Origin of the sequence: Streptomyces similanensis, from assembly GCF_039543625.1 — a bacterium.
GTDB classification, from domain to species: domain Bacteria; phylum Actinomycetota; class Actinomycetes; order Streptomycetales; family Streptomycetaceae; genus Streptomyces; species Streptomyces similanensis.
The window spans coordinates 1-10,044 of sequence record NZ_BAABKC010000077.1; the positions used below are offsets into that span (position 1 = coordinate 1).

A 10,044-nucleotide genomic window follows, 5' to 3' on the forward strand; every position below is an offset into this window, starting at 1 on the left:
ACTTGCATGTGTTAAGCACGCCGCCAGCGTTCGTCCTGAGCCAGGATCAAACTCTCCGTGAATGTTTACCGGTAATCCGGTACAACACACACGAGAGCGGAACAGTCGAGCGGAATAGGCTCGACTGTTCACAGCGTCCTCGCTGTGTTTTTTCAAAGGAACCTCGTCCCAGCTGATGCTGGAGACGGGGTATCAACATATCTGGCGTTGACTTTTGGCACGCTGTTGAGTTCTCAAGGAACGGACGCTTCCTTTGTACTCACCCTCTCGGGCTTTCCTCCGGGCTTTTCCCTTCGGTCTTGCGTTTCCGACTCTATCAGATCTTTCCGATCCGATTTCCTCGGTGCTTTCCAGGTTCCCGCTTCCGCGTTTCTCTTTCCGGCGGTTCCGACTCTATCAGATCTTTTTCGACCTGATCCCCGGTCAGCGGGGCTGTCTTCCCGGCCCGTTGGGCCGTTCCGACGAGTGAGACTTTAGCGGATTCCGTGCCCCCGTGCGAATCGGGGCTGCGTTCTCGCGAACGCGGATTCCTCATTCCGTAAATACTCGCGCCAATGAAACGACAACAGGCGTATGACACGACTGTCGTCGAGAGGCTGGGTACGTGCGGAGTGGCTGTCCGGGGACCGACCGGAGTCGGCTCTCACGTCGGACAACTCGGAGAACAGTACGGACCGCGACGGGACGTGTCAACCCGCTGCGGGACCGGCCCCGCGGGCGTACGCTCGCTGCCATGACGACGCGTACGTACGACCAGCAGTGGTGGCCCGCCTGACGGCGGCCGCGCTCACGTACGCAACCCAACGGCCGCCGCCCTCGGCGGCCGTTCTCGTTTCCCCTCCAGGACTCCCGGGGGCCGGCCGGCCGAGGCCGGCGGTCTCGACCAGGAGACGGAGAAGAGATGACACGGGTCTTCAGCGGGGTCAAGCCGACCGGGCACCTCACGCTCGGGAACTATCTGGGCGCGCTGCGGCGGTGGGCCGAGGTGGACCAGCACCAGGCGGACGCCCTGTTCTGCGTCGTGGACCTGCACGCGCTGACCGTGGACCACGACCCGGCGCGGGTGCGGCGGCTCAGCCGGCAGGCGGCGACGCTGCTGCTGGCCTCGGGCCTCGATCCCCGGCGGTGCACGGTGTTCGTGCAGAGCCATGTGGACGAGCACGCGCGGCTGTCCTACCTGCTGGAGTGCGTGGCCACCGACGGCGAGATGCGGCGGATGATCCAGTACAAGGAGAAGGCCGCACGCGAACAGGCGCGCGGCGGAAGCGTACGGCTGTCGCTGCTGACGTATCCGGTGCTGATGGCGGCGGACATCCTGGCGTACGGCACGGACGAGGTGCCGGTCGGGGACGACCAGACGCAGCACGTGGAGCTGGCGCGGGACCTGGCCGTGCGGTTCAACCACCGCTACGGGCACACCTTCGTGGTGCCGAAGGCGACCTCACCGAAGGTGGCGGCCCGGGTGATGAACCTCCAGGACCCCGCCTCCAAGATGGGGAAGTCCGACGACTCCGGGCCGGGCATCGTCTATCTGCTGGACGAGCCGGAGGTGACGCGCAAGAAGATCATGCGCGCGGTCACCGACAGCGGGCAGGACGTCGTCCACGACCGGGAGGGGCGGCCGGGGATCGCCAACCTGCTGGAGATCCTGGCCGCCTGCACCGGCGGGGACCCGGAGGAACTGGCCGGGGGCTACGCCTCGTACGGGGCGCTGAAGAAGGACACCGCGGAGGCGGTGGTCGAGCTGCTCGGGCCGGTGCGGGAGCGGCACCGGGAGCTGTGCGCGGACCCCGGCTTCGTGGAAGGGGTGTTGCGGGCGGGCGCGGAGAAGGCGCGGGCGATGGCGCGGCCGACGGTCGACGCGGCGTACCGGGCGATCGGACTGCTCCCCGCCTGACCCGCCCGAGGGGGACGGCGGGCGGGGGCGGTCGTCCTCGTCCCGTCGCCCGCCGGTGCGGACCGGTGGGTCAGTTGTTGCCGGAGGCCAGCTCGCGGCTGCGGTCGCGGGCGGCCTCCAGCGCGGCGATGAGCGCGGCCCGCACCCCGTGGTTCTCCAGCTCGCGGATGGCGCTGATGGTCGTGCCGGCCGGCGAGGTGACGTTCTCGCGGAGCTTGACGGGGTGCTCGCCGCTGTCGCGGAGCATCACCGCCGCGCCGATGGCGGACTGGACGATCAGTTCGTGGGCCTTGTCGCGGGGCAGGCCGAGCAGGATGCCGGCGTCGGTCATGGCCTCGACCAGGTAGAAGAAGTAGGCCGGGCCGGAGCCGGACAGGGCGGTGCAGGCGTCCTGCTGGGACTCCGGGACGCGCAGCGTCTTGCCCACCGCGCCGAAGATCTCCTCGGTGTGGGCGAGGTGCGCGGGGGTGGCGTGGGTGCCGGCCGAGATGACGGACATCGCCTCGTCCACGAGGGCGGGCGTGTTCGTCATGACGCGGACGACCGGGGTGCCGGGGGACAGGCGCTCCTCGAAGAACGCGGTCGGGACGCCGGCCGCGCCGCTGATGACCAGCCGGTCGGCGGGGATGTGCGGGGCGAGCTCGTCGAGGAGGGTGCCCATGTCCTGCGGCTTGACGGTGAGGATCAGGGTGTCGGCGTTCTTCGCCGCCTCCGGGTTGGTGACCGGGGTGACGCCGTGCCGGGCGCGGAGCTCCTCGGCCCGCTCGGGGCGGCGGGCGGTGACCAGGAGGTCGGAGGCGGCCCAGCCGGCCCCGATCATTCCGCTGAGCAGGGCTTCGCCGATCTTGCCGGTGCCGAGGACTGCGACTTTCTGGCTCATGGGGCTCATCCTCGCACCGGCGGTGCGGCGGGCGGCGCGTTGTCCGGCAGGCGGAACGCCGGGGGCCGGGCGGTCGGGGCCGCGCGGTCAGAGCTGGGCGGTCAGGGGGTGACGGCGACGAGGAGGAGGACGTCGTAGGTCTCCTCCACGATGCCGTCGGGGAAGACCTTCAGCAGGTGCTCGCGCTCCTCGGCCAGGTAGGCGGTCCGCCGGTCCGGCGGGCAGACCAGGAAGATCGAGTGGCTGGCGATGTTGGCGAGGTGGGTGTCGAGGGGGACGCGGCGGCTCCAGCGGACCTGGCGGCGGGCGAAGTCGAGCTGGCCGGAGGGGTCGGCCCGGTCGGTGCGGGCGGCCCGCTGCGCCTCGGCGGGCGTGTCGACGCCGAAGGCGCGGCCGACGCGGCGGCCGGCCTCGGCGATCCAGTCGACGTCGACGGCGTCGGTGTTCCACCACAGGGCGAGCGCGCCGCCCGGGCGCAGCACGCGCAGTGCTTCGGGGACCGAGCGGGCGGGGTCGGTCCAGTGCCAGGCCTGGGCGTAGGTGAGCAGGTCGAGGGAGGTGTCGGCGAGGGGCAGGGCGTCGCCGCTGCCGCGGACGAGGGGGAGAGCGGGGTGGCCGCTGCGGAACTGGGCGGCCATGCCGTCGCCGGGTTCGACGGCCAGCACGTGGGCGCCGCGCTCGTGCAGCAGGGCGGTGGAGATGCCGGTGCCGGCTCCGACGTCGGCGACGCGGGCGCCGGTCAGGGGGCGGCCGGCGAGTTCCTCGACCGCGTCGAAGAGGGCGGGCGGGTAGGAGGGGCGGTGGGCGGCGTACGCGGCGGCGGCCGCGTTGAAGGAGGCGGCGCGGGCGGCGTACGCGGCGGCGGACTCCGGGGCGGGTGAGGGGGACGCGGTCATACGGCCATGATCGGTCGGCGGGCGACCGGATGGGGGGTGTTTTCGTGCGGGGGGGCCGTTTCACCGGGTGGGCGCCGCGCCGCGGGGTCAGGAGCGGCGGCGCTTCTTGGCGGGGTTGCCGGTGCGGCGGGTGGTGCGGCGGGCGTACTGCTCGCGGGCCTCCTCGTACTCGCGGCGGTGCAGCTTCTCGCCGGGGGCCTCGGTGAGGGAGCGGAAGAAGTAGGCGAGGAGGGAGCCGACGAAGCCGATGGCGAGCAGGCCGCGCAGGGACGCCTGGCGGTCGGGGTCGGGGCGCTTGGCGAAGCCGTCCCAGGTGTGGCGGAAGGCGAGCGCGCTGCACACGGCGAACATCACGACGACCAGGAGCGTGACGAAGGCGCCCGAGTTGGCGATCTGGAGGCCCTGGTAGGCGAAGCGGAGCACGAAACAGGCGGCAGCGGCGGCGACCAGCGAGCCGGCGGCGACGCCGGCGCGGCGCAGGGCGTAGCCGCCGGTGTGGCCGACCCAGGTGGTGCCGAAGAAACGCAGGGGTTCGGGCCGGGGGCCGCCGGTGGGGGCCGGGGTGCCCGCGGCCGCTTCCGGGGTGCCGTTGTCGTCGCTCACGGGACGATTATGGCGCGGGGCGGCCGCGGGGCCCGGTGCGGGCTCAGGAGCAGCGGGGGGCGATGTAGCCGTCGCTGCCGGTGTGGACGTAGGCGTCGGCGACGTACTGGCCGTTGCTGATGTTGTCCCAGATGTTGGAGGTGCCGTACGGGCCGGTGACCGTGGTGCCGGGGGTCTGGCAGTAGATCGGCACCTGGGCGCCTTCGTTCAGGACGCGGACGACGCCGTACCCGGTGCCGGGGCCGCTGCGGACGTTGACGCGGAAGCCGGGCGCCACCGCGTAGTAGCGGACGGTCGCTGCCGCGGCCTGGGCCGTGGCGGCGCGCGTCTCGTCGCCTTCGGCTCTTTCGGCGTGGTCGACGGACATGTTGTTCCTCCCCCGTTGCTCCCCCCGGCCTGCTGCCGTGGGGCCGTTTCGACTGCTGTGAAGCACGCCCTGGAACATCTGTGCGTGATTCGTACGGAAACGCTAGCAAGCCGCCTCGGTCCGGTTCGAGCCATCGACTAGGCTCCGTGCGTCGCGCGCGCGGCGGAACAGCACGGGGGTGGGCCATGACGCCACAGCGCAGCACCGGGACGGGCCTGGAAGCGGAGGTTCCGGAGTACGCCGGTCACTACCGCCTCGAGTCGTGTCTCGGCTCCGGCGGAATGGGCGTGGTGCATCTGGCCCGCAGCACCTCGGGGCTGCGGCTCGCGGTCAAGGTGGTGCACGCCGAGTTCGCCAGGGATCCCGAGTTCCGGGGGCGGTTCCGGCAGGAGGTGGCCGCCGCCCGCACGGTGAGCGGCGCCTTCACGGCGTCGGTGGTCGACGCCGATCCGGAGGCCGGCCGGCCGTGGATGGCGACGTTGTTCATTCCCGGTCCGACGCTGGCCGAGCAGGTGAAGCGGAACGGCCCGATGGCTCCGGCGCAGGTGCGCCGGCTGATGGCCGGGCTCGCCGAGGCGCTGCGCGACATCCACCGGGTGGGCGTGGTCCACCGGGACCTCAAGCCGAGCAACGTGCTGCTCGCCGAGGACGGGCCGAAGGTGATCGACTTCGGTATCTCCCGACCCAAGGACAGCGAACTGCGCACCGAGACGGGCAAGTTGATCGGTACGCCGCCGTTCATGGCGCCCGAGCAGTTCCGCCGGCCGCGTGAGGTCGGGCCGGCGGCGGACGTCTTCGCGCTGGGGTCCGTGCTGGTGCACGCGGCGACGGGACGCGGGCCGTTCGATTCCGACAGCCCGTACATCGTCGCCTACCAGGTGGTGCACGACGAGCCCGATCTGACCGGCGTGCCGGAGGATCTCGCCCCGCTGGTGCTGCGCTGCCTGGCCAAGGACCCCGAGGACCGGCCGACGCCCGACGAGCTGATGCGCGAGCTGCGCTCGACGGCGGCCTCGTACGACACCCAGGCGTTCGTCCCGGACCGGACGGCGGACGACACCACGGGGCAGGAGCCGGGGCAGGAGCAGGGGCCGGGGCCGGGGCCGGAGACTGGTCGGGCCGCTGTCGGCGTGCGGCGGGAGCGGCGGGGTTTCGCCGGGTCGCCGCGCGGGCGGACGGCCGCGGCGGCGGGGGCGCTGGGGCTGCTGGTGGCCGGCGCGTTCGCCGCGGTCCAGTGGTCCGGGGACGGCGGCCCGGCGACCGCGAGCGCGCAGCCGCGCGTCACCGCCGCCGCGTTCGACGCGTGGGCGGTCAAGCCGGTGGCCGGGCGGCCGGCGGCGCCGCAGTGCGCGTACGGCGCGGGCACGCTGTTCTGCGCGCAGTCGGGGTCGGTCTACGCCCTCTCCCCGGTCGACGGCGCCGTGCGCTGGCGGCGGTCCGTGGCGCAGACCGGTACGGCCGCGCCGGTCCTCTCGGGCGGTCTGGTGCACGTGGCCACGGCGGACGGGCGGGAGCTGGCGGCGCTCGATCCCGCCACGGGCCGGACGCGCTCGGTGCGGAAGGCGCCCGCACAGGGCGGGTGGACCTTCGCGGGCGGCACACTGCTGCTCGCCGGCGCCGACGGCACGGTCACCGGCGTGGACAGCGCCTCGGGCCGCACCCGGTGGAGCGGGCCGGTCCCCGGATACGGCACGCCGTCGCTGGTCTCGTTCCCGGGGGACGCGCTGGCCTACGCGACGAGCACCTCCGGTGACGGGGCGTGGACCCGGGTCGCCGCGGTGGTGCCCGGCACCGGGGCCGTCCGCTGGGAGGCGCGGCTGGCGGGCACGCTGCGGCCCGTGGGCGCCGAGGGCGGTTCGGTGTACTTCCTCGGCCTCGACCGGGTCTACGGGGACGCGCGGGCGGTCGTCCGGTACACCCCCGGGAACAAGGCGGTACGCCGGGTGGCGCTGTCCGTGCCGCGGCAGGACCCGCAGGCCGGGGTGCGGGACGGCGTCGTCCAGCTGCTGGCGTCCGGCGGCACCCTGGAGGCCGTCGACGTGGTCGCGGGCAGGGAGCTGTGGCAGCTGGAGACGGCCGTGAGCCGCGGGTCGGCGCCGGTCTCGGACGGCCGGTGCGTGTATGTCACCGCCGCGGACGGGCGGCTGCTCGCCGTGGACGCGCGGACGGGCCGGCTCCTGGGACAGACTCCGCCCCGGCTGGGCGGTCTGGCGGGCGCCCTGGCCGCGCCCGTGCTCGCCGGCGGCCGGGTCTACGCCGGCGCCCCGGACGGCACCGTGTTCGCCGTCGACGGCGAGCGGCCGTCGGACTGGTGACACGGCCGCTCGGGGTCTCTCGGGGCCTCTCGGGCCGATGACGCGGCGGGGCCGCTCCCGGGTGGGAGCGGCCCCTGTGCTGCGTACGGGTCGTGTACGGGTCGTGCGGTGGTCAGCCGAGTTTGGAGACGTCGCGGACCGCGCCCTTGTCCGCGCTGGTGGCCATCGCGGCGTAGGCGCGCAGGGCGGCGGTGACCTTGCGGTCGCGGTTCTTCGGGGCGTACGCGCCGTTCAGGGCCTGCTCGCGGCGGGCCAGCTCCGCGTCGTCCACCAGGAGTTCGACGGAGCGGCCCGGGATGTCGATGCGGATGCGGTCGCCGTCCTCGACGAGCGCGATGGTTCCGCCGGAGGCCGCCTCGGGGGAGGCGTGGCCGATGGACAGGCCCGAGGTGCCGCCGGAGAAGCGGCCGTCGGTGATCAGCGCGCAGCTCTTGCCCAGGCCGCGGCCCTTCAGGTACGAGGTCGGGTAGAGCATCTCCTGCATGCCGGGGCCGCCCTTGGGGCCCTCGTAGCGGATGACGACGACGTCGCCCTCCTTGATCTGCTGGGTGAGGATCTTCTGGACGGCCTCCTCCTGCGACTCGCAGACGACGGCCGGGCCCTCGAAGGTCCAGATCGACTCGTCCACGCCGGCCGTCTTCACCACGCAGCCGTCGACGGCGAGGTTGCCCTTGAGGACCGCGAGGCCGCCGTCCTGGGAGTAGGCGTGTTCGAGGGAGCGGATGCAGCCGCCCTCGGCGTCGGTGTCCAGGGCCTCCCAGCGCTCGGACTGGGAGAACGCCTCGGCGGAGCGGACGCAGCCGGGGGCCGCGTGCCACAGCTCGACCGCCTCGGGCGAGGGGGAGCCGCCGCGCACGTCCCAGGTCTTGAGCCAGTCGGCCAGGGAGGGGCTGTGCACGGCGTGCACGTCCTCGTTGAGCAGACCGGCCCGGTGCAGCTCGCCGAGGAGGGCGGGGATGCCGCCGGCGCGGTGCACGTCCTCCATGTAGTACGTGCGGTCCTTGGCGACGTTCGGGGCGACCTTGGCCAGGCAGGGCACGCGGCGCGAGACGGCGTCGATCTCGGTCAGGCCGAACGGGACGCCCGCCTCCTGGGCGGCGGCCAGCAGGTGCAGGATCGTGTTGGTGGAGCCGCCCATCGCGATGTCGAGGGCCATCGCGTTCTCGAACGCCGCGAAGGTGGCGACGTTGCGGGGCAGGACCGTCTCGTCGTCCTGCTCGTAGTAGCGGCGGGTGATGTCCATGACCGTGCGGGCCGCGTCCTCGTACAGGGCGCGGCGGGCGGTGTGGGTGGCGAGGACCGAGCCGTTGCCGGGCAGGGAGAGGCCGATGGCCTCGGTCAGGCAGTTCATCGAGTTGGCGGTGAACATGCCGGAACAGCTGCCGCAGGTCGGACAGGCGTTCTCCTCGATGCGGAGGATGTCCTCGTCGGAGATCTTGTCGTTGGCCGCGTCGGCGATGGCGTCGATCAGGTCCAGGGTGCGGACGGTGCCGTCGACCAGGGTGGCGCGGCCGGACTCCATGGGGCCGCCGGAGACGAAGACCGTGGGGATGTTCAGGCGCAGCGCGGCCATCAGCATGCCCGGGGTGATCTTGTCGCAGTTGGAGATGCAGACCAGGGCGTCGGCGCAGTGCGCCTCGACCATGTACTCGACGCTGTCGGCGATCAGGTCGCGCGAGGGCAGCGAGTAGAGCATGCCGCCGTGGCCCATGGCGATGCCGTCGTCGACGGCGATGGTGTTGAACTCGCGCGGGATGCCGCCCGCCTCGCGGACCGCCTCGCTGACGATCCGGCCGACCGGCGCGAGGTGGGTGTGGCCGGGGACGAACTCGGTGAAGCTGTTGGCGATGGCGATGATCGGCTTCCGGCCGATGTCCGCACCGGGTACACCGGAGGCGCGCATAAGGGCGCGGGCGCCCGCCATGTTGCGGCCGTGGGTGACTGTGCGGGACCTCAGCTCGGGCATCGTCGCTCGCTCCTTCGGAGAGTTCTGCCGGAGAGTTCTGCTCACGTGCGGCGCCGGGCCGGTGCCGGCCGTGGCGTCGCGGCAGAGTTCTGACTCAGTCGAGCGTACGCCGGTCATCCAGGGATCGGGACGGGGTGTCCGGAATACGGGACGCGTGTCTCGCGGGAGTCTCGCGGGGGCCGGCCGGGGCGACGGTCAGCGTCGCGGTACGCGCACCGTGGAGGCCAGGTGGAGGCGGGTGAAGGCCAGTGCCTCGGCGAGGTCGGCCTCGCGCTCCGCGCTCGACATGGCGCGGCGGGTGTTGACCTCGATGACGACGTGGCCGTCGAAGCCGGAGCCGGCCAGGCCCGCCAGCAGCTCGGCGCAGGGCTGGTTGCCGCGCCCGGGCACGAGGTGCTCGTCCTTGGCCGAGCCCTTGCCGTCGGCGAGGTGGACGTGACCGAGGCGGTCGCCCATCCGGTCGACCATCGCCAGCGCGTCGGCGCGGGCGGTCGCGGCGTGGCTCAGGTCGATCGTGAAGTGGCGGTAGTCGTCCTTGGTGACGTCCCAGTCGGGGGCGTAGGCGAGCATCTCGCGGTCGCGGTAGCGCCAGGGGTACATGTTCTCGACGGCGAAGCGCACATCGGTCTCGTTCGCCATCCGCCAGACTCCGGTCACGAAGTCCCGGGCGTACTGGCGCTGCCAGCGGAACGGCGGGTGCACGACGACCGTGCTCGCGCCCAGCTTCTCGGCCGCCGCGCGGGCCCGCTGGAGCTTGACCCAGGGGTCGGTGGACCACACCCGCTGGGTGATCAGCAGACAGGGGGCGTGCACGGCGAGGACGGGTATCCCGTGGTAGTCGCTGAGTCTGCGCAGCGCGTCGATGTCCTGGCTGACGGGGTCGGTCCACACCATCACCTCGACGCCGTCGTATCCGAGGCGCGCGGCGATCTCGAAGGCCGTCGCCGTCGACTCCGGATAGACGGAAGCCGTCGACAGGGCGACCTTCGCATCCGGGACGCGGGCGGCTGGCTCTGCCATGGGGGACAGGTTACGGGGTGCGGAGTGCCCCTGCGGGGCGGCTTGGGGGGGTTGTGGGGTTCGTCATGTGGGGGCGCCCTAGGGGGTGGGGGGCTTCTGT

At 72.8% G+C, this 10,044-nt stretch carries 8 protein-coding genes and 1 rRNA gene; 2 read left to right on the top strand and 7 right to left on the bottom strand.

The genetic code is table 11. The features are described from left to right. Nucleotides 1-62, bottom strand: a 16S ribosomal RNA gene (locus tag ABEB07_RS24895); the annotation flags it as partial. 839 nt (nt 63-901) lie between these two features. Between ABEB07_RS24895 and trpS the strand changes: the two genes are divergently transcribed. After that, on the top strand, nt 902-1,897 hold the full coding sequence (gene trpS, locus ABEB07_RS24900; RefSeq protein WP_345670383.1) for a tryptophan--tRNA ligase: 996 nt from the start codon (nt 902-904) through the stop codon (nt 1,895-1,897). 70 nt (nt 1,898-1,967) lie between these two features. Here trpS and proC read toward each other — a convergent pair whose 3' ends face one another. From proC to ABEB07_RS24920, 4 genes are all read right to left on the bottom strand, one after another. Further along, entirely contained in the window at nt 1,968-2,777 is an 810-nt protein-coding gene (gene proC / locus ABEB07_RS24905) for a pyrroline-5-carboxylate reductase (RefSeq protein WP_345670384.1), read from the bottom strand. Between the two features lie 101 nt (nt 2,778-2,878). Then, the gene (locus ABEB07_RS24910; RefSeq protein WP_345670385.1) at nt 2,879-3,673 is read right to left on the bottom strand and encodes a class I SAM-dependent methyltransferase; all 795 of its coding nucleotides are present in this window, start codon (nt 3,671-3,673) and stop codon (nt 2,879-2,881) included. An 87-nt stretch (nt 3,674-3,760) separates the two neighbouring features. Next, on the bottom strand, nt 3,761-4,276 hold the full coding sequence (locus ABEB07_RS24915) for an EamA/RhaT family transporter (protein ID WP_345670386.1): 516 nt from the start codon (nt 4,274-4,276) through the stop codon (nt 3,761-3,763). A 43-nt stretch (nt 4,277-4,319) separates the two neighbouring features. Next, nucleotides 4,320-4,643, bottom strand: a complete 324-nt coding sequence (locus ABEB07_RS24920) for an SH3 domain-containing protein (protein WP_176149995.1) — start codon at nt 4,641-4,643, stop codon at nt 4,320-4,322. A gap of 185 nt (nt 4,644-4,828) precedes the next feature. Here ABEB07_RS24920 and ABEB07_RS24925 point away from each other — a divergent pair, with 185 nt between their 5' ends. After that, a complete protein-coding gene (locus ABEB07_RS24925; protein ID WP_345670387.1) occupies nt 4,829-6,958 on the top strand; it encodes a serine/threonine-protein kinase in 2,130 nt (709 codons plus the stop codon). A gap of 112 nt (nt 6,959-7,070) precedes the next feature. On the opposite strand, the gene ilvD is transcribed toward ABEB07_RS24925, so the two are convergent. Together ilvD and ABEB07_RS24935 are read right to left on the bottom strand one after the other, a co-directional pair. Next, on the bottom strand, nt 7,071-8,924 hold the full coding sequence (gene ilvD, locus ABEB07_RS24930; RefSeq protein WP_164583990.1) for a dihydroxy-acid dehydratase: 1,854 nt from the start codon (nt 8,922-8,924) through the stop codon (nt 7,071-7,073). Between the two features lie 195 nt (nt 8,925-9,119). Then, nucleotides 9,120-9,944, bottom strand: a complete 825-nt coding sequence (locus ABEB07_RS24935) for a sugar phosphate isomerase/epimerase family protein (protein WP_176149993.1) — start codon at nt 9,942-9,944, stop codon at nt 9,120-9,122. Nucleotides 9,945-10,044: the final 100 nt, after the last annotated feature.